Genomic DNA, 24,646 nt, shown 5'->3' with positions numbered 1-24,646 from the left:
CTATATTTGTTAAAAAACTTATATGTACAAGGTAGTGTTAGTGCTTTTACTTGCAATTTTTATAACCTCTTGCGATTCTGATGTAGATGCTGGGGAGTTTGTTGTAGGTTCTGATTATTTGTCAGTTAATAATAAAATTGTTTTAGTCGATACTTTAACGGTCGATGTTTCTACAATTAATTTAGACTCATTAATCACCTCTAATCAAGGGCGGATTTTAGTTGGGAATTATGAAGATCCTTATTTTGGAAAAGTCAAATCTGAAAGTTATTTCCAATTATCAGGGGTCTCTTATGCTTTAAATAGTAACACATCGGACTTAGATGCTCCTAACTATGTTTTTGACTCAATTCGAATGATATTGAAACCTGATAAGTATTATTACGGTGATACCACTAAAGTGCAAACAATTAGTATTCATCGTCTATTAGAAAAAGTCAAGGTAAAGGATGATGATTATTCTTTTTACAATGACTCTAGTCTCTCCTATGATACTGAAAGTTTAGGTTCTATTTCCTATAAGCCAAGGCCACACGCACAAGACACAGTCGTGGTAAGTTTAAAGGATGTTTTTGGTACTGCTTTATTTCAAAAAATTAAAAAGAGAGAAATTACTAATTTCGATGAATTTACGGAGTATTTTAAAGGGTTGGTGATAAAAACTACCACGAGTACCTCAAGTAGTGTAGCAGGCTTTTCTACTTCAAGTGTTCTCAGATTGTATTACTCCAAATACTTAGCAGATACTGAAGAATCGTTTCAGCTTGATTTTAATATCTTAAATAAAGCCAATCAATTTAATAATATCAGCTTGGATAGGTCAGCTACGGAATTAAAAAATCTATCTGGATTTACAGGGAGTTTGTCGAGTATACAAACTGGTAATAAAGCTTTTGTTCAATCAGGTACAGGTATTGCTTGTCGGATCGATTTCCCTAACATAAAACAATTAAAATATATTTCAGCTAATGGTGCAATCGTCGATGCCGAGCTTATCATAAAACCGGTCAAAAATACTTTCTCTAATAGTTCTTATCCTCTGCCTGACTCTTTGCGAGTTTTTGTTGCAGATAAATTAAATAGGATAACAGGTACTTTAAACAATACGGGAACTGCTACGTATGCAATTCTAAATACTCAAAACGATGAATTTAACGAATATTATGGTTACAAAGTTTCTATTGGAGCTTTTTTGCAAAATGAAATGATTAAAAAATCGGACACTAAGTTGTCACTTTTGCTTACGATACCCGATATCTTGAAATCTGTTAATCGAGTCATCTTAGGCAATCAGAAAAATAAAGACAATAAAATACAACTTAAAATTTATTACATTTCTTATTAAATGAAAAATAAAATAGCATTTACTTTTATTCTTATCGTTTTGATAACGAATGGTTATTCACAAAGTATATCGAGTTCACCTTATTCAATTTACGGATTAGGAAGTTTGTATGATTCTAATTTTGGATCTAACGCATCAATAGGATCTAGTGGAATAGCTTTACCATCTAGTAGCTCGATCAACAATTTAAATCCGGCTTCCTTAGGCTTTATGTACACGAATCATTTTTTATTCGATATTGGAGGGCAAGCCATTCAATCCTCTTATTCTAAAGGAAGTACGTCAGAAAGCCGTAATAATATGCAGTTTTCGCATATTGCGTTGGCTTTTCCTGTAACTTCAAAGTCGGCCGTTAGTTTCGCTTTACAACCGTATTCTAGTGCCACATACAAAATATCAAATCTTCAACTGCCAATAGAGAATAGTACTGAAAACTTTACATTAGACGCATCAGGCTCGGGAGGATTAAGCGATTTTAGCCTGTCCTATGGTTATAAGGTAGGTAAGAAGTTTTCGTTAGGATTATCTACTAATTTCCTTTTTGGATCTATAAGTGATAATAGAGACTACACCATTGCAAATTCTAATACCTCAATAGATAAAACATCCTACTATAAAGGAACTAGATTGTCCTTAGGGACCCAAATCAAAGTGGATTCCACTTTTTCCATTGGGACTAATTTTAAATCTCCTAGTCGGGTTAGTGCGTCAAAGAGTCAATCAGTCAGTAGTTATAATATTGCTACAACTACTTCGGCAACGATTGAAACAGATGCAACTTATGATGTTGTCGATTACTACCTGCCTTTAGAAATAGGATTCGGTATTAATAAGGTTTTTAAGAACAACCTAAGTTTTACTTTAGACTACACCAAAAGTCTTTGGAGTGGAACGAATCAATCTAGTTTGTATGGTAGCTATGCTGATCAAGATAGATTGGCTGGAGGTTTTTCCTATTTTAAAACTAAAAATATTAGGTCTTATTTTGATCGTTTGAAATACGCAACAGGTTTTACCTACGATACTGGTTTCTTAGAGATTGATAATAATCGAATAAACAATGTTTCTGTTTCAGTGGGTGTTGCTCTACCTCTCGAGAGTAGAACTTTTTCTGCTCTAAACGTAACCTATTCCTATGGACAGAAAGGGAGTTTAAGTAGTGGTCTCATAAAAGAAAATTTTCATAAAATATCTTTAAATTTGAGTTTAGACGGAATTTGGTTTGTGCAAAGAAAGTTCGAGTAACTAAAATTCTTTTTCAATCACAGTATATCCACTGCCAATAATTTCTTTAAGTACAGTTGGATTAGTATTGGTGTAAAAAACAGGAGTTTTATCCAATCCATCTGAAAAACCGATTTTGTTTTCCAGTATATTTTTGGTTTGTTTTGCTACCGCTTCGCCAGAGTCAATAATTTTAATATGATTGGGCAAAATCTTTTTTATTTGAGGAATGAGATAAGGGTAATGACTGCATCCTAGGACGAGGTAGTCAATATTAGCGGAAATCATAGGTTGTAAATAGGAATCTAATAACTGTGACATTTCTGCTGAATTTATTTTCCCGTTTTCAATTAGTTGTACAAGTCCGTTACCCACTTGTTCCACTATTGTAATGTTATTGAACTTCTTAGCAGTTTCATAAAATAAAGCACTAGTTAGAGTGCCTTGAGTGGCTAAAATACCAATCGTATGCGTCTTCGAATGGATGGCAGCAGGTTTTATGGCTGGTTCAATTCCGATAAAAGGTATGTTGTAGGTTTCTCTTAACTCTGTAATAGCATTTGTGGTAGCAGTATTGCAAGCGACTACAATTAATTTACAGTTTTGTTTTATGAGGAATTCGGTGTTTTTAATACTCAATGCAATAATTTCATCCTTAGATTTTTGACCATAGGGAGCATTCTTGCTATCAGCAAGATAGATTGTTTTTTCATTAGGGAGTAAGTGGTGGATCTCTTTCCAAATTGATGTACCACCTATTCCAGAATCAAAAATACCTATGGGTTGATTGTTGTCCATTATGACAAAGTTACGTGCTGTAAATTGATTTTCCTAAAAACAAGAGCTAAAAAAAACCGCTCCATCCTAGTGTAGGGGAGCGGTTTTTTATATTGCTTAGGTTGTTGTTATTAAAAACCTAAATCTTTTTTTACGTCAGCTGTTAAATCAGTTCCATCAGCTAATAATAATGTAGATCCGTCTAATACATATTGAAAACCTTTAGCTTTTCCAACTTTTTGAATTGACAATCTTACTTTTTCCATTAAAGGTTTGACGATATCAGATTCTTTTTGTTGTAATTCTTTTTGAGCATTGTCTCTAAAGTCAACAATTCTCTTTTGCATGTCCTGTACTTCTTTAGAACGGTCACCATTTACTGCATCAGTTACTGTTGCAGCTTCACCTTCGTACTTTTTAAGTTTGGCTTGGTATTCTTCAACCATTTTCTTGTAATCAGTATCGTAAGTTCCTTGCAATTTTTCTAATTGTTTTTGAGCATCCAACATTGCTGGCATTTTAGACATAATTTCGCTAACATCAACGTGTGCCGTTTTAGTTTGTGCATTTGTTGTTTGCGTAGCACCAAAAATGAATATTGCAGCAATTAATAAAGTTTTAATCTGTTTCATCGTTTTTAAAATATTAAGTAATTAATTTATTGTTTTAGGTTTAATTTTTCTTCTTTCGCTTTCTTTATAGAATCGCGTTGTTTTATAATTTGAAGTCGTCTGTCTTCAACTGCTTTTCTTCTTGCTTCTAAATCTTTTTTTCTATCTTCGAGTATCTTAGCTTTTAGATCGGCTTGTTTTTTCTGAGCGTCTTCGGCAGTTGCTTTTGCTACTTCTTTTTCTGTAGGTTCTACTTTGGATCCTTCAGTTGTTTTTTCTTTTGATGAATTTGCAGAAACCGTGCCATTTTTTTTAGCAGCACGATCATCTAGTATTTTTTGTCTTTTTTCGTCAAACTCTTTTTTCTTGTTCTCTTGCTCTAATTTTCTGTCAGCAATGATTTTATCTCTTGCTGCCTGTTTTTCTTCTAGTGCTTTTTGTCGTTCGGCTAATTGTGGATTAGAATCTAAAGCATCTTCTTTTCTTTCTTTTTCATCTAAATCCGCTTGTTGCTTCTTTGTGAGTTGCTCTCTTTTCTCTGTTCTATTAAGTACGCGAAGTACTTGATCACTGATGTCAAATTGCTTTGCAGCAAAAAGCATTGTTAGATCAGATGATTTATCGAAAATGAAATCATACTTTTTTGACTCTGCTATATCTTGTACTATAGTGAATACCTGATCTTGAATAGGTTTTACAAGTAAAGCCTTTTGGTTGATAAGGTCTCCATTAGCTCCAAAACGTTGCTGTTGAAAATCCAACATTTCATCCTCTAAGAATTTTATTTCGGCTTCTCTTTCTTCTATTAATCCTTTTGTCAATAATGCTTTTTCGGCTTTTAGTGCATCTTTTATTTTGTTGATTTCAACTTTTTTGGTTTCAATATCTTGTTTCCATTTTTGCGCCTTAAGCTCTAGCTGCGTATTTGCTTCAGCATAGTTAGGTACATTTTGTAAAATGAATTCCATATCAATATAGCCTACTCGAGAACCACGCGCCTGTGAATGTAATACGTTTGCCGTAATCGCAGCCAAAAATATAAATAAAAAATGTTTTCTCATAGCATTATAGTATTTGAAAATCGTATCGCAATTCTAGAATTGTTGACCAATTATAAAATGGGTTTCCCATCCATTAGGTGTTGTTGTACCTGGTAAAGCATCAAATCCATGACCAAAATCTATTCCTAGTAATCCAAATGCTGGCATAAACACACGCAAACCAACTCCTGCAGAACGACTAAGTGCAAATGGATTGTAGCTTTTGAAATCGGCATAAGACGAACCAGCTTCTAAGAATGCTAATGCATAAATAGATGCAGATGCCTTTAATGTAATTGGATAACGCATTTCTAGGGAGAATTTATTGTATACAGTGGCACCAATTTGTTCTCCGTTTGCATTTATAGGTGTTAAGGAATTGTTTGGATACCCTCTTAACTGTATTGTTTCACGACCATCCATTGAAAAGTTGGCCATACCGTCACCTCCTAAATAAAAACGTTCAAAAGGCACTAGACCTCTATCTTGATTATAGGCACCTAAGAATCCAAATTCAGTTAAAGCTCTCAAAACAAACTTACCGTATACTTTAGTGTACCAATCAGCTTTGAATTTAACCTTATAATACTCTAACCAATTGAATCGTTTTTGATCTACTTTGGCTTGATCAGGTGCAGCGTCTTCAAAATTGAATACTTTGTTCCCGGCAGCATCAACGTAATCTCCAATACTAACGATGTTTCCATTAGCGTCAACTTGATTTCCTCTGTCAACTGTATTTGTTAATTTGTTTTCCTTTTGGTCTCCCAATGTATTATAGTCTATACCGTTTAGCAAGGAGTATGGAGGAGTTAATTTAGCTGAAATACTAAACTCTGATCCATAAGTTGGAAAAATAGGGTTTACTCCTTTATTACTTCTAGATAATCCTACTGTATAAGCTAAGTTTCTAGATGATCCATTCCCAAAGGTAAATAAACCTGTATTATAATTGTTTAGATCATAAAATTGATAACTCAAAGACTGTGATAAAACAAAATAATCATCAGGCACTGTTAATCTTTTTGCCAATCCAACCGATACCGTTAGGATATTAAAACTCTTAGTTTTATCCACTCGTTGCGTTTGGAAGTTATTCAAGAATTGTTTACTGTACGAAATAGAGCTACTAAATTGTACTGGTTTTTTTCCACCAAACCATGGCTCCGAAAAGGATACACTGTATGTTTGGAAATAAGTACTTCCTTGTAAACGTAAAGATACCTTTTGTCCATCACCCATTGGTAGAGGTCTGTAGGCGCTTTTGTTGAACATGTTTCTGGCTGAGAAGTTGTTGAACGAAAGTCCTAGTGTTCCAATGAAACCACCACCACCATAACCCCCTTGGAGTTCAATTTGGCTGGAACCTTTTTCTACTAATTGGTATTCAATGTCAACCGTTCCTGCAGATGCATCCACATTCTTGAAAGCGGGATTGATAGCCTCAGGATCAAAGAAACCTAATTGACCTATTTCACGGATCGTTCGAACTAATTCGTCCTTGCTGTATTTTTCTCCTGGTTTAGTTCTTAATTCTCTATAAATTACACGGTCATTGGTCTTGTCATTTCCTGTTACGGTAATTTTGTTAAAGTAGGCAAGAGGTCCTTCCAGTACTCTAATTTCAAAATCGATCGTGTCATTAACTGTTTTTACTTCCACAGCATTGATGTTACTAAATAAGTATCCACTATTTTGGTACAAGTTAGTAATATCTTCTCCATCCGGTTTTGATTTATCTGCAATTCGTTTTTCAAGAAGTACTCCATTATAGGTTTCTCCTTTTTTAACTCCTAAAATTCTATTTAATAACTGGTCAGGATAGACTGTGTTTCCAAGGAATTTGATATTACCAAAGTAATATTTGTTTCCTTCTTCAACATTAATTTTAATAGCTAAAGTGTTCTTGTTTTTATTGTAGGTAACAGAATCAGATACGATTCTCGCATCTCTGTATCCCTTTTCTTTGTAGGACGCAATTACTTTCTCTAAATCTGTTTTGTATTTAGATTTTATAAATTTCGAAGCCTTTAAGATTCTGATTGGGTTTTTTTGCTTGGTATCTTTCATTGCCTTACGCAATGCTTTGTCTGATATCTTTTCGTTTCCTACAAAGTCAATCGAGCTAATTTTAATTTTATCACCTTTATCAATATTTACAAGCATGTTAACTTGATTAACAGCGGCAGTGTCTTTTACAATATTGATATTTACCTTAGTGTTGTAGTAACCATCTTTTTTGTACTTGTTTTCAATGTAATTTTTGGTAGTAGTAATTAAATTTTCATTAACTACTTTACCTTTAGTTAAGCTATTGTCTTTGATTAATCCTTCAATTTTACCCTTTTTCACACCAACGAATCTCACCTCTTTTAGTTTAGGTAATTCTTTGATTTCCAAATCAAGATAAACACTATCATTTTGGATATGGTTGATGTAAAAACTAATTTCATCAAAAAGCCCTAGTTTACCTAGTTTTTTGATGGCAGCACTTATTTCTTCTCCTGGGATTGTGATTTTTTGTCCTTTTTCAAGGCCTGCAAATGTGACTACAGTTTGATCGTTGAAACTTATTTTATTAGTAAGTTTTACATCGGCTAAGATGTATTTTTTTCCTTGGTCAAAAGGCACTCTGTCTTGCGCTTTCATTTGAGAAAAACTTCCTAATAGTACTAGGGAAAGGATTGCTTTTATAGTTTTATTCAACACTAAAAAATTATTTAATTTGTTCACTTGTTTTTCCAAATCTTCGTTCTCTTTTTTGATAACTAATGATAGCCTCATATAAATCTTGTTCTTTAAAGTCGGGCCATAATACGTCAGTAAAATATAATTCTGCGTATGCTATCTGCCAAAGTAAAAAATTACTTATTCTATGCTCACCACTTGTGCGTATTAATAAATCTACATCCGGTAAATTTTGCGTGTAAAGATGCTCATTTATAATTGAATCGTCAATAGTGTCAATTGAAATTATATTATTTTTAACTTTATCACTGATGTTTTTTACCGCATTGACTAATTCCTCTCGCGACCCGTAGCTTAAGGCTAGTGTTAAGGTCATGTGCGTATTGTCTTTCGTTTTTTCTATGACATCCAGCAGCTCACTTTGTGCTTTTTCAGGCATTTTTGATAAATTCCCAATAGCATTTAATTTGATTTGGTTCTTTTGTAAGGTAACTAATTCTTTCTTTAATGATTTAATTAGTATTTTCATTAGGGTGTCCACCTCTAATTTAGGTCTGTTCCAATTTTCTGATGAAAAAGCGTAAAGTGTTAGGTTTTTGATACCTAGCCTAGCGCAGCTTTCAATGATGGTTTTTACTGATTTTGTTCCATTTTCATGACCAAATGCTCTTAAAAAACCTTGTTGCTTCGCCCAACGTCCATTTCCGTCCATGATGATGGCCAAATGAGTAGGTAAGTTTGTAGTATCTATAGTATCTAGTAAGTTCATTTTTTAGTCTGCACAATAGCAAGGTTTTTGTCCAAAGGTATACGTTAATGTTACACCAGAGAAGACATACCAGTCATTATTATTTAAATTTCCGAAACGCAAAGGTTTCCTGTTTTCTATTGTCGGATTACTTCCGTCTATATTATCTGTTAGTGTGGCTCGTGCTCCTATTTCTGCTGCTAGAATTAATCTAGGTGTGATAGATGATTTTATACCCAACGTTACAGGAATAGCAAATGCATTCGCTTTTTTATCTTCCTGAGTCAACCCTGAAAGCACGTACAATTGATCGTACCTAAAATAGCTTATTCCACCAAAGACATAAGGTGTTATCTTATGTCCTAATTCATGCAAATTAAATTCAAAAAAGTTAAATTCAAGACCTAAAGATACTTCTTTTACATTATTTTCAAAACGATAGCCTCTTTGATTTCTTCCTGGTTCCTCAGAATCGAAGTCATCGGCAGCAAGCTTTGTTTGCGTATAGGAAACACGCCAAGAGTGCCTTGGGCTTTTGTTCCATTTGTAAAGCAAACCTATCGCTGGTTCATTTGGGGCTATATAAGTCGTGGATCCCACGTCACCTACATAGTTACTTCCTCCTAAAAAAACTCCTAGCTCGTGTATTTGTGAATGCGCACCAACAGTGAGAAAAAGGCATATAAATAAGCTGAATATTTTGTTCATTTTAATTTAAATTGCGTGCAAATATAATGATTATCGATTCGAATCAATGCTCATTGAATTAAATGTGCTTTTTTTTAAAAAAATAGCACAATAATCTAATGTAAAAATTGATATGTTAAAAATTAAACGGTAAAAAGCAGTAGAATCGTATGTTTACTTAAAAAGAATTAATTTCTCTTGTCTTCTCCCCAAAGTAGTTTTGTACGTAAGGTTTTTAAAAAAGTCTCCTCCGGTATCTCTACCATGTTGATTTGGAAAGGAGTTTTGCTAATTGTCAAAATAGATTCATTTGCCACTGAGGTAATGCGCGAGTCTAATGAAACTAAATAATTGTCCTCACGTCCAGATACTTTCAATCGAATAATTGTTTCATCGGGGATAACAAGTGGTCTCGCATTAAGATTATGAGGAGCTATAGGAGTAATGACTAAACTTTTTACATCAGGCGTTAAAATAGGACCGCCACAACTTAAAGAATAACCTGTAGAGCCTGTTGGTGTAGATATTATTAAGCCATCGGCCCAATAGGAATTTAAGTATTCATTATTTAAAAAGGTATCTATTGTAATCATCGATGTAGTATCTTTTCTGCTGACAGATACTTCATTCATTGCGAAATTTATGTCTTGCAGCGCTTCATTTGGAGGATCGCAGGTCAAACTCAATAACGTTCTCTTCGATACCGAATATTTTTGGTCAATGACAATTTGTAAAAAGCTGTCAATGTTTTCCTTTTGGACAGTAGCTAAAAAACCAAGTCGCCCCGCATTTATTCCTAAAATTGGCACGCCTGAATCCCTAACAAGAGTGGCTGCTCTTAATATGGTACCATCACCACCAATACTTACTAAAACATCAAAGCTACTATCGAGCTCCGTATGCGAAGAAAAGGTATTGTATTCTTTTTGAACAATTTTTTTTTCGTAAAGTAACTCTAGAAAATTGGCCTCTATCACTAAGTCTACCTTGTTTTTGTTAAAAAACACAAAGATGTCCTTAATAATAGGTTCTGTACTGTTTTGATAATATTGACCGTATATGGCTATTTTCATTGTGTTGTTTTTCAATCGTTACAATTTGTAATAAAAGCTTTCGCGTGAAGGATAAAATGTTTAGCCTTTTGGTATTCGCTACATATTAAGGTACTTGTCTAAATAATCGGATCGTTCTTTTAAATTAGCAATGTAATCATCTTCCTGATGCTCTGAGGTGATTTCGTAATTATACCTTCTAAAGGTTTGAATAATTTCGTTAATCGCTCCTGTACTAATTTTAATGGTTACTTCAACCGTATTTATATCTGATTCTGAAATGAATAATCCCAAAAGTTTACCATTATTGCTCTCTACAATTTGGGCAATTTGTCCCATGCTATAGTCTTGAATGTTTTTCTTGACTTTAATGATGCTACCTTGCTCTTTCAAAAAAGTAGTTTGGTGAAAAAAGGTCATAATGTCATCAATTTCATAATAACCTACATAACCGTTGTTTTCATCTAGAACAGGGACAACATTAGCATGATTCTTGGCAAAAACTTCTAAAACATCCAGCCATATAGCGTCTTGTCGAGTAAAAAATGGCTCTAAACTGTATTTGTAATCGGCTACTTTTTTATAATCTTCAAATGTTTCGATGTCTTCGGCAACAATGCTACCTATATATACACCTTCTTCCACAACTGGAAAATGCGAAAAGTTCAAATCATCAAAAAAATCCTTAACGGCCGTAATAGTTTCTTGGCAGTCAATGGCTTTGTAATCAGTTGTTATGTAATTTTTGATTTCCATCTTCGTTAAATCCTCAATTTTTATGCAAAATAATCAAAAAAAGGCAAATCCGCCTACCTTTTACTTTGTATTTTTGTGCTATTAAAACAGTTCCAACTAATCAAAAATTGTTCCAATGACAAAGTTAAGTGTTAACATCAATAAAATAGCTACTTTACGTAACGCACGTGGCGGTAATGTGCCTGATTTGCTTAAAGTAGCCACCGATATTCAAAAATTTGGCGGACAAGGAATCACTATTCATCCTCGTCCTGATGAGCGTCATATTAGGTACCAAGACGCACGCGACTTAAAAGCGGTTGTTTATACCGAGTTTAATATTGAAGGAAATCCGCAGCACAATTTTATCGATTTAGTACTGGAGTGTAAACCCGAGCAAGTAACACTTGTTCCTGATGCTATTGGTGCCATAACGTCATCTGCAGGTTGGGATACGGTTCATAATCAAGCTTATTTGACAGAGATGATTCAAGAGTTTCAACGCAACGGCATCCGAACTTCTATTTTTGTTGATCCGAGCTTAGATATGATTGAAGGCGCAAAAAAAACAGGAACTGATCGAATTGAGTTGTATACCGAAGCTTTTGCTCATCAATACGGTCTAGGGAATCAAAAAGGTATTGAACCTTACATATCAGCAGCAGTTTTAGCCAATGATTTAGGTCTTGGAATAAACGCTGGACACGATTTGAGTTTAGATAATATTCAGTTTTTTAAACAAAATATTCCGGGTCTTCTTGAGGTTTCCATTGGTCATGCTCTTATTGCTGAGTCTTTGTATCTAGGTTTAGAAAACGTTGTAAATATGTATTTGCAAAAATTAAAATAAAATAATTTGGGCGTGACCCGCCGAAAAAGCGGGTCGGGCTATGCACTACAATCTTTTAAGGGACTTCGCTATCGCTACTTCCCCTAAAAGGATTTCCGCTGCTATCCCTTACGCACTACTAAAATCACACAAAATGTTATATTCAAAAATTGAAGGTTCCGGAAAACCACTTCTGATTCTGCATGGATTCTTGGGAATGTCAGATAACTGGAAAACAATTGGAGTTAAATTAGCCGAAGTTGGTTTCGAAGTTCACTTATTAGATCTCCGTAATCATGGGCGGAGTATGCAATCACTTGACTTTAGCTATGCCCTCTTGGCGCAAGATGTTTATGACTACTGTGTAGGACATAATTTAACAAATGTTGATTTGATAGGGCATTCGATGGGAGGAAAAACGGCGATGCTGTTTGCAACTAAATATCCAGACCTTATCAGTAAACTAATCATAGCCGACATTGGTCCTAAGTTTTATCCGCAACACCATCAATCTATTCTGGCAGGATTAAACGCAGTTAATTTTGCTGAAAAGCCAAGCCGATCTGATGTGGAAGCTGTTCTAGAAAGGTATATACTTGATTTTGGAACCCGTCAATTTTTAATGAAAAGTTTGTATTGGCAGGAGCCAGGACAATTGGCTTTTAGATTTAATTTGGCTTCCTTCAATCAAAAACTAGATGAAATAGGAGTTGCGCTACCAGCAGATTTAAGTTTCGAAAAGCCAACGCTTTTTATTCGCGGTGCCAATTCCAATTATATATTAGATACAGATTTTGATGCTATCAAAAAGCAATTCCCGTTAGCAGAGTTTGAAACAATTCCTAATGCAGGCCATTGGCTTCATGCCGAAAATCCTCAAATGTTCTACGATTTGACACTCGCTTTTTTAAAATAAAAACAGTTCTTAAAAAATAATAGTACTTTTAGTAAAATTTAAAAACAGAAAACTATGAAGTTATTAATCAGAATTCTTGTGACAGCAGCTTTAGTACTGTTAATCTCTAATTTTATGCCGGGTGTTCAAGTAGCGGGCTTTACAACTGCGTTAATTGTTGCGGTGGTTCTTGGGTTGCTTAATATTTTTATCAAGCCTATTTTAGTGCTGCTTACATTGCCGGTTACGTTTATTACACTAGGTTTATTTTTGCTAGTAATCAATGCAATTATCATCATATTGTGCGATGCTATCGTAGGTGGTTTTGGAGTTAGTTCTTTCTTAACTGCGTTGTTATTCAGTATCATATTGTCCTTGTCGCAATCTATATTGTATGCTATTTTAGGAGAGAGTAAATAAAAGGTTATTTGCAGAATCACCTCTTTTGAACCTGATTTAACATATTTTTAAAATAAAATTGGTTCAATTATGGTAATTTTGTCTTTTTAAGTACACAAATGAAAAAAATCCACCTTATAGTAGTAGTCTTACTTGGTATCTTTTTGATGCCAAGTCAAGCTATTGCATGTGGTACTACTAAAACCGTTTCCTCTTGTGGGATGGAAATGACTTCGAATACTAAGAAAAAAGATTGTTGTTCTAAAGAATCTCATTCTAAATCGAAGAAAGAAAAAGGCTGTACAAGCAAATGCGGAATGGGTATTTGTAGTACCAATTCGTCTGTCAACACAGCGATATACACTAATACCACCATTGATATTCAAGGAACTATTTTTAACTTTAGTTCTAAGAAAGCAACAATAGATCATACATTATCTTTCCTTTCGGATGGATATTCTTCTATTTGGCTTATTCCTAAAATAGGCTAGTTATAAATTCTTGACAGCCATTCGTGCGTCAAATTCAAAGCATATTTGCTTTACAATCATTATTTTTTTCCGGATAATAACAAGATCTAATCGTTTTTTATAACTTTTAGCACCTCTTATTATACCCTCTTTAAATTTTAAAAAATAAATCATGAAAACATTAAAAACAGTATTGTTAGCAGCTCTAGTATTGCTATCAACAGCAAGTATTAACGCGCAAATAAAAAATAAAAAAACAGAAACAGTTACGATTTTCGGAAACTGCGATATGTGTAAAGCCAATATAGAAAAGGCTGGAAATGTAAAAAAAACTGCCGAAGTGGTTTGGGATAAAGATACCCGCATGGCAACATTGACTTTTGATGCTACCAAAACAAACTCTGATGAAATCTTAAAACGAATTGCTCTGGTAGGATACGATAGCGATAAGTTTCTTGCTCCAAAAGACACATACGAAGCACTGCATGCTTGTTGCCAGTACGACCGCGATGTAAAAGAAGAGGCAGTAATGGATCATAAGGAGAGTCATGATCATGAGCCAACAACAATGGTAAAAACGCAAACAGCAACAAACCAGTTTGAAGCAGTATATACCAACTATTTCTCACTTAAGGATGCTTTAGTAAAAAGCGATGCAACTACTGCGGCTGCAAAAGCTAATGAAATGCTTGCTGCGCTAGAAGCGGTTCAAATGGATAAATTACCAATGGATGTGCATATGGTTTGGATGAAAGTAATGAAAGGTTTAATAACTGATACCAAAGAAATAGGTTCAAATACTGATGTTAAACAACAGAGAGCTGCTTTTAAAACAGTTTCGACTACAGTTTATGAGTTGATGAAAGTGTCTAAAGCTGAAACAGCTACTTATTACCAATATTGTCCTATGGTAAAAGCCAATTGGTTAAGCAAAGAGGCAGCAGTAAAAAATCCATATTACGGTGCATCAATGTTAACTTGTGGTTCTACCGTTGAAACTATTAAATAATGCAGCACACTGCTAAAATCTTAGTTCATGCTTAAAATACATAATCTTTTTCTAGTCCTTTGTCTATCGTTGTTTTGTTCAGTTACTTTTGGTCAACTGAAAATCGGAGACCAATTGCCTGAAATCACGCTTCAGAATAACAAAGACAAAGCAATAGGCCTTCAGTCATTTGAAGGTAAAATTGTGCTTGTTGATTTTTGGGCCTCATGGTGCGCACCCTGTAGAGTAGCTAATAAAAAAATGGCTCCTTTTTACAAAAAGTACAAATCAGAACAATTCGAAGTCGTTGGGATATCCGTTGATACCGATAAACTAAAATGGAACAATGCCATTGCCAAAGATAAATTAGAATATGAGCAACTAGTAGATCCTTATGGATTTGATGCCAGGTCTGCCGTATTTTTTGGTGTGGAGCAATTACCAAATTCGTACTTATTTGACTCGGATGGAACATTGGTCTCTATCAATCCAACCGAGGAAGAAATTGTACAACTAATACATAAAAAATAATATGAAAAATATAAATTTAAAATCGATTCTAGTATCGGCTTTCGTTTTACTAGCAAGCCTATCTTCCCAAGCACAAATTTCAAAAGCACAAATTATTGCTACGGGTTTAACCTGCTCAATGTGTTCTAATGCAATTAATAAGCAGTTGAAATCGATGGCCGAAGTTGAAAACGTTGCCGTTGATTTGAATACGAATACTTTTACCGTTAGTTTAAAAGAAAACAACACTTTAACTCCTAATGTTTTAAAAGAAAACATCGAGAAAACAGGTTTTTTTATTGGTTCCATGGTATTAACTATCGATTTAGGAACTACGAAAATCGAGGAAAGTAAAGCGGTTAAAAAGCAAAGTGGAACCTATGTTTTTGTTAACGGAGGCGATAAAACAATTGACGGTGCTATTAAAGTACAAGTCTTAAATGATGGTTTCGTGACCAAAAAAGAATTTAAAAAGTCTGCTAAATTACAAGCTAAATATGCTGATTTGGTAGCGCAGGAAAACACCTATTTATTAAAATCAATCTAAATGAAATATTGTGTAGTTCTATTTTTGACCTTACTTTCTTTACAAGTTAATGCTCAAGAATTATTTGTAATGACTGAGCCCGCCAGTAATATGCCCGCGGGATCGATAGGTGTTCGAAACACTAATATGATCACTTTTAAAAACGCAGGGGGCACGAATTACCACAATATGCCCGAGCTAATGTGGGGAGTTGATAAAAATTGGATGATTCATGCAACTGCTTTTCTGAACAACAGAGAAGGAGATATCATGTTCCAAGGAGGAAGCTTATATGCTAAATATCGTTTTTTTTCTAGTGACGATCTTCACAGTCATTTTAGACTAGCGGCTTATGGAAGAGTAAGTACTAATAATGGCCCGATTGATCAAGATGAAATTGAAACAATGGGAATGAATTCAGGATATGAAACAGGACTTGTAGCAACTAAATTAATTAATAAAACTGCCATAAGCGGCTCCATTAGTTATGAACGCGCTTTAAACAATAATACGTATCCATTTCCTAGTTTGCAAAGCAATAGCGCCATGAATTATACACTTTCATTAGGTCAGTTGCTTCATCCGAAAAAATATACCAGTTTTAAACAAACTAATATTAATGCGATGGTCGAATTATTGGGTCAGCGATTGAATGAAAATGGGAAATCTTATCTAGACGTCGTACCTTCGTTGCAGTTTATTATTAATAGTCAAGCAAGAATTGATTTAGCCTATCGACACCAAATTTATAGTGACATGAATCGCGTTGCCAGTAACAGTGTTTTAGTAAAGTTAGAATACACTTTTTTTAACTTGACCAATTAATAGAAATAAAAGTAATCATCATATAATAATTATCTAAAACTTAAAAAATGAAAAAAATAATTCTTTCAATGCTGTTAGTAAGTCTTACACTTACAAGTTGTAATCAAAAAGCAAAACAAGAAACTGACGAGGCTTCTGTTGAAACAAGTTCTGAAAAATATGCTTGCTCCATGCATCCTGAGATTACAGGAAAAAAAGGAGACGTTTGCACAGAATGCGGAATGGAGCTAGAAGCAGTGAAGGCAGAGGTTGAACAAGAAAAAGTTGAAGAAGTAGTTCCGGTTAGTGCCGAAGTAAAAGCTACACTTTCTACAGATGCTATTGTAGCAGATTATTTAGCGGTTAAAAATGCTTTGGCAAAAGATGATTCGGCGCAAGCAGCTAGTTTAGGAAAAAAATTAAGTAGCACAATTGCTGCTACTGATGCATCTAAAATTGATGTGAAATTAAAAGACAAATACACTGCTTTTGCTACTAATGCGAGTAAGCAATCTGCAACTATTACAGCTAATACAGGAAAAATTGACGCGCAAAGAACCGCATTTGCAACATTAAGTAAAGAGGTAACGGATTTGATTGCCACTTTTGGAACGAATAAAAAATTATACCAAGACTACTGCCCAATGTACAATGAAGGAAAAAGTGGCTATTGGATAAGTGAAATGAAAGAAATTAAAAATCCATATTACGGTGCTGAAATGTTGGAATGTGGTGGAATGATCAAACAAATTCAATAAGATGTTCCTTTTTTTTAAAATATCAAAAAATCCTATCTTAATTGCAAGCTAGGATTTTTTTGTAATACCATTTCTTCATGAGGTTAGTTATTAAAAATATGGTCTGTGGTCGCTGCGAAATGGCGGTCAAAAACGAACTGGATAAATTGGATATTCCTTTTTTGAATATGCAATTGGGCGAGGTTACGCTCAATCATTCATTAGGGGAAAAGGAAAAAAGAGAACTTTCTATAAACCTAAAAAACCTGGGTTTTGAACTGCTAGATGATAAAACTAGTCAAACCATAGAGCGGATAAAAAACCTAATTGTGACCTTAGTACATCATGAAGAGGCAAGGTCAAAAGTGAATTTATCGACTTATTTAGCAGCCGATTTAAATCAAGATTATAGCGCCTTGAGTAACCTGTTTTCTGAAAATGAAGGAGTTACGATCGAGCATTATTTTATTGCGCAAAAGATTGAAAGGGTGAAAGAATTATTGCTGTATAACGAATTGACTCTGAGTGAAATCGCCTATCAAATGCATTATAGCACGGTAGGACATTTAAGCAATCAGTTCAAAAAAACGACTGGAATCACGCCGACTCAATTCAAACAATCCAATGAATTGAAGCGCAAGCAAATAGATGAGGTATAAATCATGTAAAGGCTTTCCAAAATTGTGTAACACTTTAGCTGGTTTTTATTCCGAAATTTGTAATTGATGATTAAAACTGCCTACAAATGACACATAAATACCAAATTACGGGAATGAGTTGCAATGGTTGCCGAACCAAAGTCGAGAAAGCACTTAATGAAATAAATGGTGTCCAAGCTACTGTTTCTTTAGATCCGCCAATTGCAGCCATTACAATGCAAAAACCAATTCCAGTTGCGACTTTTCAGGAAATACTTTCGCTTGTTGGCAACTACTCCATAAAAGTCTTTAACCCGAATGACAAGCTTTTACCACAAGAAGAAGTAGTAGTAGCTCCTCCTCCCAAAAACGCTGCTGGAAAATACTACTGCCCTATGTTTTGCGAAGGCGATAAAGTGTATGAAAAAGCAGGAGATTGTCCTGTTTGCGGAATGGATTTGGTAAAAGCACCTGATTTGGTTGCAACCAAAGCAACCTACATTTGTCCCATGCATCCTGAAATTGTTCAAGATGAACCGGGCAATTGTCCAACTTGTGGGATGGATTTAGTACCGATGCAGCCAACTGAATCCGAGGATAACAAAACTTATCTCGATTTAGTACGCAAAATGAAAATAGCGACCTTTTTTACCTTGCCTATTTTTATGATAGCCATGTCTGACATGATTCCTAATAATCCTTTGATGATGGTTATGGATCATTCACAATGGAATTGGGTACAGTTTGCTTTATCACTACCTGTCGTTTTTTATGCGGCTTGGATGTTTTTTGTTCGTGCTTGGAAATCAGTTATCAGTTGGAACTTAAATATGTTTACTTTAATAGGTATAGGAGCTGGAGTAGCCTTTTTATTTAGTGTTTTTGGATTGTTTTTCCCAGACGTTTTTCCAACAGAGTTTAAAACCGATATGGGAACCGTTTATTTGTACTTTGAGGCAACTACCGTGATTTTAACCTTGGTTTTATTGGGGCAATTACTAGAAGCCAAAGCGCACAGCAAAACCAGCGGTGCGATCAAAGAATTATTAAAATTAGCGCCTACTCAGGCCACTTTAGTTATTGATGGCAAAGACAAAGTAATTTCGATTCATGATATCAATAAAGGAGATTTGCTCCGCGTAAAACCAGGAGAAAAAGTCCCAGTTGATGGAAAAATAACTGATGGGCAGAGTACGATCGATGAATCTATGATTACAGGTGAACCCATTCCTGTGGATAAAAAAGAGGACGATGCCGTAGTTGCAGGAACAATCAATGGCAATCAGTCGTTTGTAATGATAGCCGAAAAAATAGGATCAGAAACCTTGCTTTCGCAAATTGTTCAAATGGTGAATGACGCTAGTCGTTCTCGAGCACCGATTCAAAAACTAGCCGATAGAATTGCCAAGTATTTTGTTCCTATAGTAGTAGGAGTAGCGGTACTTACCTTTTTTGTTTGGGCAAAGTTTGGGCCAGAACCCAATGCTTTGATTTATGGGTTTATCAATGCGGTTGCCGTATTAATCATTGCCTGTCCTTGCGCTTTAGGATTAGCAACACCTATGTCAGTGATGGTAGGAGTTGGTAAAGGCGCTCAATCGGGAGTTTTGATTAAAAACGCCGAAGCTTTGGAAAACATGAATAAGGTTAATGTTTTAATCACGGATAAAACGGGAACGGTAACAGAGGGAAAACCTTCAGTCGAAAAAGTATTTGCGTTACATAATAATGAGGACGAGCTATTGCAGCTTATTGCTTCTGTGAATCAATATAGCGAGCATCCTTTGGCGCAAGCCGTGGTAAATTTCGCGCAAGCCAAAAAAGTATCTTTGGTCGAAGCTAAAAACTTTGAAGCTGTCACGGGAAAAGGTGTTATCGGAACTGTTAACGGGAAAAAAGTTGCTCTTGGAAATAAAAAATTGATGGAGCAAGTGGGAGCGACCATTCCTGCCGATTTAGAAACAACTGTTATCGAGGAGCAAAAGCTAGGAAAAACCGTTTCCTATATTGCTGAAGATGGCGTTGGTGTTGGTTTTGTTTTGATTTCGGATGCGATTAAAGCATCGAGTAAAAAAGCGATTCAAACATTACTAAGCGAGGGTGTTGAAGTAATTATGCTTACAGGCGATAATGAAAATACGGCTAAGGCGGTTGCCGATGCAATAGGTTTGACTTCTTACCAAGCGAGTTGTTTACCCGAGGACAAGTTAAAAGAAATTAAAAAATTACAAGCTCAAGGCAAAATTGTAGCGATGGCGGGCGACGGAATCAATGATGCTCCTGCTTTGGCCCAAGCCGATATAGGCATAGCTATGGGAACAGGTACAGATGTAGCTATTGAAAGTGCTAAAATCACCTTAGTTAAAGGCGATTTACAAGGAATTGTAAAGGCCAAAAAATTGAGTCACGCTGTGATGAAAAACATCAATCAAAACTTGTTTTTTGCCTTCTTTTACAATGTACTGGGAATTCCAATTGCGGCCGGAGTTTTGTATCCTTTTTTCGGGATTTTGCTTTCGCCTATGATTGCGGCACTAGCAATGAGCTTTAGCTCGGTTTCGGTTATTGCCAATGCGTTGCGATTAAGAAGAATTACAATTTAACTTTAAAATAAAGAGAGATGGAAAATCATAAAGAAGAAACTAAGAGCGCTAATTACCCCAAGTTTTTCCTAATGTTAGCTTCCTCATTTTTAGCGATGTATGTTACGATGTATTTGAATACGTATGCAATTGATCATGTCTATTTTAGCCTTACTAGGTTTTAAATGACTTGTTTAGGTATTTCTACAATGGCTTTGATAATGTTGCTTTTTATGTGGGGAATGTACACTGAGAAGAAGAAAAATAAGGCAATTTTAGTTGGAAGCTTATTATTGTTCAGCGCCGCTTTATTACTTGTTAGAACGCAAAAACCAATTATTGGCGATGTTTTATGGTTAAAAGGAATGATACCACATCATTCAATAGCTATTATGACTAGCGAAAGAGCTGATATCAAAGATCCTGAAGTTAAAAAGCTTGCGGATGATATCATTAAAGCACAAAAGAAAGAAATCGAGGAAATGAAAATGATGTTAAAAAGATTAGAAAATGAAAAATAGTAATATAATAATTCTCATTTTACTTTTACTAGTAGCCAATGAGTCGATAGGTCAAAAAGTAGTTCGTTACGACTTGCATGTACGCGACACTATTGTTAATTTTTCAGGAAAAGAAAAAAGAGCTATTGCAGTAAATGGACAAATCCCTATGCCAACCTTAACTTTTACCGAAGGGGATACTGCTGAAATACATGTGTACAATCATTTAAAAGAGTCTACCTCCTTGCATTGGCACGGTTTATATTTGCCTAATAAAGAGGATGGTGTGCCTTTTTTAACGCAAATGCCTATCGAACCGGGAGCTGAGTTTGTTTATAAATTTCCAATCATTCAGTCAGGAACACATTGGTACCACAGCCACAGTGGCTTGCAAGAGCAAATAGGGATGTATGGCTCTATGATTTTAAAGAAAAGATTGAATGATCCAACGTTTAGAAAAGGTATTGATGACATTCCTCAAATTCCGGTCATCCTAAGTGAATGGACGGATTACAAACCCGAAAATGTCCATAGAATGCTGCACAATGCTTCGGACTGGTTTGCTATTAAAAAAGGAACTACTCAAAGTTATGCCGAAGCGATTCATGCGGGGCATTTCAAAACAAAATTAACTAACGAATGGAAGCGCATGCTAGCCATGGACGTGAGCGATATCTACTACGATAAGTTCTTGATTAATGGTGCTAATGAAAGTCAGCTTTCCCAATTTAAAGCAGGAGATAAAGTGCGATTGCGTATTTCTAACGGAGGCGCTTCGAGTTACTTTTGGCTTACGTATGCTGGAGGCAAAATCACGGTCGTAGCCAATGATGGAAATGACGTAGAGCCAGTGGAAGTAGACCGACTAATTATTGGAGTTTCAGAAACCTATGACGTTGTTGTGACCATTCCAGCAGAAAATACTTCCTACGAATTTTTAGCCACAGCCGAAGATCGCACCAAATCAACTTCCTTATATATTGGTGGTGGAATCAAGCAATTGATCGCTCCTTTACCTAAGTTGAAGTATTTTGAAGGGATGAAAATGATGAACGACATGATGAATGTTGATGGGACAATGAATGACATGGGTATGAATATGAGTCTTCAAAAAATGGATATGAATACTGTCATGTACCCCGAAATAAGCGGACAAGCACCTATGATGATGCACGGGAAATCAGGCGGAATGAAAATGGATATGAAATCAGATGGAATGCAGATGGATAAAATGGATCATTCGGCTCATGCTATGGATTCGCCAGATATTGAGACTTTGAATTACAGTATGTTAAAAGCACCTCAAATAACTACTTTACCAAAAGACGCTCCTGTTCGTGAATTGCATTTTGAATTAACGGGAAATATGAATCGCTATTTGTGGAGTATGGATAATAAAGTGCTTTCGGAAACGGACAAAATTTTGATTAAAAAAGGAGAAAACGTTCGTATTGTGCTGCACAATAACTCGATGATGCGCCACCCGATGCACTTGCACGGACATGACTTTAGAGTATTAAACGGTCAAGGCGATTATGCACCGCTAAAGAACGTGTTGGATATCATGCCGATGGAAACGGATACGATTGAGTTTAACGCTAATGCCGATGGAGATTGGTTTTTTCATTGCCATATTTTGTATCACATGATGGCAGGAATGAATCGCGTTTTTAGTTATGAAAACTCAGCTCCTAATCCTTATTTGCCTAACAAAGCAGCAGCTTACAAAAAATTACAATCAGAAAGCAATGGATTGCATTTTATGGCAGAAAATAATTTTGCTACCAATGGAAATGATGGACAAGCGATGTTGCAAAATGCACGCTGGAGTTTTGGCACCGAATGGCGTTTAGGATTTCATGACGATCATGGTTACGAATCAGAAACGCATATTGGGAGATACATTGGACGAAACCAGTGGTTTATGCCTTTTATAGGTTTTGATGCCCGTTACAGAAAGTTAGGTATGAATGAAGTTGAGAACAATCTTTTTGGACAGACGAGCACGAAAGATAAACGTATTCAACTGAGTCTAGGTTTTAGTTATACGTTGCCTTTGTTGATTACCGCTCAAGCAGAAGTCTATCATGATGGTAATGTTCGCTTTCAGTTAATGCGCGAGGATATTCCTGTTTCAAAGCGAGTGCGAGGGGCATTTATGGTTAATACCGACAAGGAGTATATGGCTGGTTTAAAGTACATCGCTGGTAAAAACATTGGAATTACCACGCATTACGATAGCGATATGGGAGTAGGTTTTGGTATTAATCTTAATTATTAATGATAATAGAGTAAGAATACTACGGGTGTTTCTAAAAAAAAAGTCAGTACCCTTAATTTTACTGCCGCTAGGAATGAACTGTTTACGTTTTTTTAGAAATAAAATAAATAGTTCCGCCTAAGGTTTTTGGTTTTGCCTTTGCAAATGTAAAAAATAGTCTTATTTTTGCACCCGAAATAAAGCTATGGCCCGTTCGTCTATCGGTTAGGACGCATGGTTTTCATCCATGTAAGAGCGGTTCGATTCCGCTACGGGCTACTAAAAATTCCACTGAACCTCGAAAGTAATTTTCGGGGTTTTTTTGTGTTTAATTGTGAATCCCACTACTGAAATTATTTGCAAGTTATACAGAATATAAATTAGTATGCTTTCATTAGAAATTTTATGAAGTATGAGAAACGGGAGTCTTTTTTCTTAATGCAAATAAACCAATCACAGGTCCAATCGCTAAACAACTGTATATCCAACTGCTATTGGTCGATAATTGCAACCAACTAATTAATTGAATGCTAATAATGGTTATGGCAAAGCCAATACTGTTTACAATGGTTAAGGCGGTGGCTTTTACTTCAGGCGATGCGTTTTGAGCTACCAGGGTAGATAGGAGTGGAGAGTCGGCTACCACGACCATTCCCCAAAATACTAAGAAGGCTATAAATAGTGGAGCTGAGTTTTGTACGAAAAACAAGGGGCTAACGAGGCAACATAGGCAGGACAATGATAAGGCAATAATAGCTATTTTTTTAGCTCCAAATTTTTCAGATAAATAGCCACTCAGTACACAAGCGAGACTACCACTTCCAATAATTATAAAGGATAAGATAGGAATAGTAACATCTGGTATTGCATGTGTCTTCATGAAGGTGTGCAGCATTAAAGGTAAAAAAGCCCAAAAAGCATATAGTTCCCACATATGTCCAAAGTACCCAAACGCAGCTGTTCGTAGCTTTTTATTTTTGAATATGGCTGTAAAAGCTTTTAAAGTAACGCCTTGACTTTGTTTTCGAAATGGTCCATTTGGGACTAACAACAAGAGTAGCAAGCCACCTGAAATGGCGAGCCCAGTTGTACAAATAATTACAAATTCCCATGCTAAACTTCCAGCAATTCCCTTTAGAAAATGCGGAAATGCCGTCCCAAGGACTAAGGCGCCTACTAAAAAACCTAGTGATTTCCCAAGTCCTTGTTCAAAATAGTCAGCTGCAATTTTCATTCCGACAGGATAGATTCCGGCAAGGAAAAAACCAGTTAAAAACCGAATGACAAGTAGGGTTGTAAGCGTGTTTCCTTCCCATAACAAAGCAAGATTAAATGTTGCTCCTACAAGAGCGCTTAGGAAAAAGACTTTAGAAGGCGAGAACCGATCTGCAATTGCCAAAAGGGCATACAACAATGTTCCTAAAATAAATCCAAATTGTACTGCCGAAGTTAGATTTCCAACAGCGGTCGCTTTCAAATCGAAATTTAGGGCGAGATCAGATATGACCGCATTACTGGCAAACCATAGTGACGTACAGCAAAACTGAGCGAGTACAATTAGGGGTAAAATATGTTTTTTTACGACAAGCATGAAGGTGTTT

Annotated in this window: 23 protein-coding genes, 1 tRNA gene and 1 pseudogene; 16 read left to right on the top strand and 9 right to left on the bottom strand. The window is 35.5% G+C overall.

From position 1 onward, the window contains the following. Window positions 1-22 precede the first annotated feature (22 nt). Together ACZ2G0_RS01310 and ACZ2G0_RS01305 are read left to right on the top strand one after the other, a co-directional pair. The gene (locus ACZ2G0_RS01310) at window positions 23-1,345 is read left to right on the top strand and encodes a DUF4270 family protein (protein WP_470308661.1); all 1,323 of its coding nucleotides are present in this window, start codon (window positions 23-25) and stop codon (window positions 1,343-1,345) included. Then, complete coding sequence (locus tag ACZ2G0_RS01305) at window positions 1,346-2,590, top strand: aromatic hydrocarbon degradation protein (RefSeq protein WP_470308660.1); 1,245 nt, start codon at window positions 1,346-1,348, stop codon at window positions 2,588-2,590. It begins immediately after the preceding gene. Here ACZ2G0_RS01305 and murI read toward each other — a convergent pair whose 3' ends face one another. From murI to ACZ2G0_RS01265, 8 genes are all read right to left on the bottom strand, one after another. After that, window positions 2,591-3,367, bottom strand: coding sequence for a glutamate racemase (murI, locus tag ACZ2G0_RS01300; RefSeq protein WP_470308659.1), 777 nt, complete (start codon window positions 3,365-3,367; stop codon window positions 2,591-2,593). It lies immediately after the preceding gene. A 110-nt stretch (window positions 3,368-3,477) separates the two neighbouring features. After that, window positions 3,478-3,978, bottom strand: coding sequence for an OmpH/Skp family outer membrane protein (locus tag ACZ2G0_RS01295; protein WP_470308658.1), 501 nt, complete (start codon window positions 3,976-3,978; stop codon window positions 3,478-3,480). 26 nt (window positions 3,979-4,004) lie between these two features. After that, window positions 4,005-5,018, bottom strand: coding sequence for an OmpH/Skp family outer membrane protein (locus tag ACZ2G0_RS01290; protein WP_470308657.1), 1,014 nt, complete (start codon window positions 5,016-5,018; stop codon window positions 4,005-4,007). Window positions 5,019-5,051: 33 nt separating this feature from the next. Further along, window positions 5,052-7,781 (bottom strand): BamA/OMP85 family outer membrane protein, encoded by a 2,730-nt coding sequence (locus ACZ2G0_RS01285; RefSeq protein WP_470308656.1) that lies wholly within the window; start codon window positions 7,779-7,781, stop codon window positions 5,052-5,054. Then, window positions 7,714-8,454, bottom strand: coding sequence for an isoprenyl transferase (locus ACZ2G0_RS01280; protein WP_300283829.1), 741 nt, complete (start codon window positions 8,452-8,454; stop codon window positions 7,714-7,716). The genes ACZ2G0_RS01285 and ACZ2G0_RS01280 overlap by 68 nt, the downstream gene beginning before the upstream one ends. A gap of 3 nt (window positions 8,455-8,457) precedes the next feature. Continuing rightward, window positions 8,458-9,141, bottom strand: a complete 684-nt coding sequence (gene porG, locus ACZ2G0_RS01275; RefSeq protein WP_470308655.1) for a type IX secretion system protein PorG — start codon at window positions 9,139-9,141, stop codon at window positions 8,458-8,460. 167 nt (window positions 9,142-9,308) lie between these two features. Further along, the gene (locus tag ACZ2G0_RS01270; protein WP_470308654.1) at window positions 9,309-10,193 is read right to left on the bottom strand and encodes an NAD kinase; all 885 of its coding nucleotides are present in this window, start codon (window positions 10,191-10,193) and stop codon (window positions 9,309-9,311) included. Window positions 10,194-10,271: 78 nt separating this feature from the next. Then, window positions 10,272-10,928, bottom strand: coding sequence for a CBS domain-containing protein (locus ACZ2G0_RS01265; protein WP_300285473.1), 657 nt, complete (start codon window positions 10,926-10,928; stop codon window positions 10,272-10,274). A 115-nt stretch (window positions 10,929-11,043) separates the two neighbouring features. On the opposite strand from ACZ2G0_RS01265, the gene ACZ2G0_RS01260 reads away from it, so the two are divergent. The 14 genes and pseudogenes from ACZ2G0_RS01260 to ACZ2G0_RS01195 all read left to right on the top strand — a co-directional run bounded on the left by ACZ2G0_RS01260 (window position 11,044) and on the right by ACZ2G0_RS01195 (window position 23,324). After that, window positions 11,044-11,757 (top strand): pyridoxine 5'-phosphate synthase, encoded by a 714-nt coding sequence (locus tag ACZ2G0_RS01260; protein WP_470308653.1) that lies wholly within the window; start codon window positions 11,044-11,046, stop codon window positions 11,755-11,757. A gap of 133 nt (window positions 11,758-11,890) precedes the next feature. Next, a complete protein-coding gene (locus tag ACZ2G0_RS01255) occupies window positions 11,891-12,652 on the top strand; it encodes an alpha/beta fold hydrolase (RefSeq protein ID WP_470308652.1) in 762 nt (253 codons plus the stop codon). 54 nt (window positions 12,653-12,706) lie between these two features. Next, a complete protein-coding gene (locus ACZ2G0_RS01250) occupies window positions 12,707-13,051 on the top strand; it encodes a phage holin family protein (RefSeq protein WP_470308651.1) in 345 nt (114 codons plus the stop codon). A 98-nt stretch (window positions 13,052-13,149) separates the two neighbouring features. Further along, window positions 13,150-13,521 carry a hypothetical protein gene (locus tag ACZ2G0_RS01245; protein WP_470308650.1) on the top strand — a complete coding sequence of 124 codons (372 nt, stop codon included), beginning with the start codon at window positions 13,150-13,152 and terminating at the stop codon, window positions 13,519-13,521. A 151-nt stretch (window positions 13,522-13,672) separates the two neighbouring features. Further along, entirely contained in the window at window positions 13,673-14,509 is an 837-nt protein-coding gene (locus ACZ2G0_RS01240; RefSeq protein ID WP_470308649.1) for a DUF3347 domain-containing protein, read from the top strand. A 27-nt stretch (window positions 14,510-14,536) separates the two neighbouring features. Further along, window positions 14,537-15,019 carry a TlpA family protein disulfide reductase gene (locus tag ACZ2G0_RS01235; protein ID WP_470308648.1) on the top strand — a complete coding sequence of 161 codons (483 nt, stop codon included), beginning with the start codon at window positions 14,537-14,539 and terminating at the stop codon, window positions 15,017-15,019. A 1-nt stretch (window position 15,020) separates the two neighbouring features. Further along, window positions 15,021-15,545, top strand: coding sequence for a heavy-metal-associated domain-containing protein (locus ACZ2G0_RS01230; RefSeq protein ID WP_470308647.1), 525 nt, complete (start codon window positions 15,021-15,023; stop codon window positions 15,543-15,545). Next, window positions 15,546-16,349: a hypothetical protein gene (locus tag ACZ2G0_RS01225; protein WP_470308646.1), complete on the top strand. Its 804-nt coding sequence runs from the start codon at window positions 15,546-15,548 to the stop codon at window positions 16,347-16,349. Window positions 16,350-16,396: 47 nt separating this feature from the next. Then, on the top strand, window positions 16,397-17,086 hold the full coding sequence (locus ACZ2G0_RS01220; protein WP_470308645.1) for a DUF3347 domain-containing protein: 690 nt from the start codon (window positions 16,397-16,399) through the stop codon (window positions 17,084-17,086). A 77-nt stretch (window positions 17,087-17,163) separates the two neighbouring features. Continuing rightward, the gene (locus tag ACZ2G0_RS01215) at window positions 17,164-17,724 is read left to right on the top strand and encodes a helix-turn-helix domain-containing protein (RefSeq protein WP_470308644.1); all 561 of its coding nucleotides are present in this window, start codon (window positions 17,164-17,166) and stop codon (window positions 17,722-17,724) included. 86 nt (window positions 17,725-17,810) lie between these two features. Further along, complete coding sequence (locus ACZ2G0_RS01210; protein WP_470308643.1) at window positions 17,811-20,306, top strand: heavy metal translocating P-type ATPase; 2,496 nt, start codon at window positions 17,811-17,813, stop codon at window positions 20,304-20,306. A gap of 17 nt (window positions 20,307-20,323) precedes the next feature. Beyond that, a pseudogene (locus ACZ2G0_RS01205) lies at window positions 20,324-20,806 on the top strand (DUF305 domain-containing protein). Continuing rightward, entirely contained in the window at window positions 20,796-23,066 is a 2,271-nt protein-coding gene (locus ACZ2G0_RS01200; protein ID WP_470308642.1) for a multicopper oxidase domain-containing protein, read from the top strand. Before ACZ2G0_RS01205 ends, ACZ2G0_RS01200 begins: the two are co-directional and overlap by 11 nt. A 186-nt stretch (window positions 23,067-23,252) precedes the next feature. Beyond that, a tRNA-Glu gene (locus tag ACZ2G0_RS01195) sits at window positions 23,253-23,324 on the top strand. A gap of 124 nt (window positions 23,325-23,448) precedes the next feature. On the opposite strand, the gene ACZ2G0_RS01190 is transcribed toward ACZ2G0_RS01195, so the two are convergent. Next, window positions 23,449-24,636: an MFS transporter gene (locus ACZ2G0_RS01190; RefSeq protein ID WP_470308641.1), complete on the bottom strand. Its 1,188-nt coding sequence runs from the start codon at window positions 24,634-24,636 to the stop codon at window positions 23,449-23,451. Window positions 24,637-24,646 lie beyond the last annotated feature (10 nt).

The organism is Flavobacterium sp. KKT103 (genome assembly GCF_055640565.1).
Note: the sequence above shows the minus strand (reverse complement) of the source record. Positions and strands in the feature narration are given on the sequence as shown.

Bases quoted from the DNA above. Each gene is read 5' to 3' on its own strand.
- ACZ2G0_RS01235 (WP_470308648.1), top strand. From the start codon at position 14,537: ATGCTTAAAATACATAATCTTTTTCTAGTCCTTTGTCTATCGTTGTTT.
- ACZ2G0_RS01245 (WP_470308650.1), top strand. From the start codon at position 13,150: ATGAAAAAAATCCACCTTATAGTAGTAGTCTTACTTGGTATCTTTTTG.
- ACZ2G0_RS01305 (WP_470308660.1), top strand. From the start codon at position 1,346: ATGAAAAATAAAATAGCATTTACTTTTATTCTTATCGTTTTGATAACG.
- ACZ2G0_RS01285 (WP_470308656.1), bottom strand. From the start codon at position 7,781: ATGAGGCTATCATTAGTTATCAAAAAAGAGAACGAAGATTTGGAAAAA.
- ACZ2G0_RS01250 (WP_470308651.1), top strand. From the start codon at position 12,707: ATGAAGTTATTAATCAGAATTCTTGTGACAGCAGCTTTAGTACTGTTA.
- ACZ2G0_RS01260 (WP_470308653.1), top strand. From the start codon at position 11,044: ATGACAAAGTTAAGTGTTAACATCAATAAAATAGCTACTTTACGTAAC.
- ACZ2G0_RS01215 (WP_470308644.1), top strand. From the start codon at position 17,164: ATGAGGTTAGTTATTAAAAATATGGTCTGTGGTCGCTGCGAAATGGCG.
- ACZ2G0_RS01240 (WP_470308649.1), top strand. From the start codon at position 13,673: ATGAAAACATTAAAAACAGTATTGTTAGCAGCTCTAGTATTGCTATCA.
- ACZ2G0_RS01230 (WP_470308647.1), top strand. From the start codon at position 15,021: ATGAAAAATATAAATTTAAAATCGATTCTAGTATCGGCTTTCGTTTTA.
- ACZ2G0_RS01310 (WP_470308661.1), top strand. From the start codon at position 23: ATGTACAAGGTAGTGTTAGTGCTTTTACTTGCAATTTTTATAACCTCT.
- porG (WP_470308655.1), bottom strand. From the start codon at position 9,141: ATGAACAAAATATTCAGCTTATTTATATGCCTTTTTCTCACTGTTGGT.
- ACZ2G0_RS01225 (WP_470308646.1), top strand. From the start codon at position 15,546: ATGAAATATTGTGTAGTTCTATTTTTGACCTTACTTTCTTTACAAGTT.
- ACZ2G0_RS01265 (WP_300285473.1), bottom strand. From the start codon at position 10,928: ATGGAAATCAAAAATTACATAACAACTGATTACAAAGCCATTGACTGC.
- ACZ2G0_RS01295 (WP_470308658.1), bottom strand. From the start codon at position 3,978: ATGAAACAGATTAAAACTTTATTAATTGCTGCAATATTCATTTTTGGT.
- ACZ2G0_RS01220 (WP_470308645.1), top strand. From the start codon at position 16,397: ATGAAAAAAATAATTCTTTCAATGCTGTTAGTAAGTCTTACACTTACA.
- ACZ2G0_RS01190 (WP_470308641.1), bottom strand. From the start codon at position 24,636: ATGCTTGTCGTAAAAAAACATATTTTACCCCTAATTGTACTCGCTCAG.
- ACZ2G0_RS01255 (WP_470308652.1), top strand. From the start codon at position 11,891: ATGTTATATTCAAAAATTGAAGGTTCCGGAAAACCACTTCTGATTCTG.
- murI (WP_470308659.1), bottom strand. From the start codon at position 3,367: ATGGACAACAATCAACCCATAGGTATTTTTGATTCTGGAATAGGTGGT.
- ACZ2G0_RS01280 (WP_300283829.1), bottom strand. From the start codon at position 8,454: ATGAACTTACTAGATACTATAGATACTACAAACTTACCTACTCATTTG.
- ACZ2G0_RS01200 (WP_470308642.1), top strand. From the start codon at position 20,796: ATGAAAAATAGTAATATAATAATTCTCATTTTACTTTTACTAGTAGCC.
- ACZ2G0_RS01270 (WP_470308654.1), bottom strand. From the start codon at position 10,193: ATGAAAATAGCCATATACGGTCAATATTATCAAAACAGTACAGAACCT.
- ACZ2G0_RS01290 (WP_470308657.1), bottom strand. From the start codon at position 5,018: ATGAGAAAACATTTTTTATTTATATTTTTGGCTGCGATTACGGCAAAC.
- ACZ2G0_RS01210 (WP_470308643.1), top strand. From the start codon at position 17,811: ATGACACATAAATACCAAATTACGGGAATGAGTTGCAATGGTTGCCGA.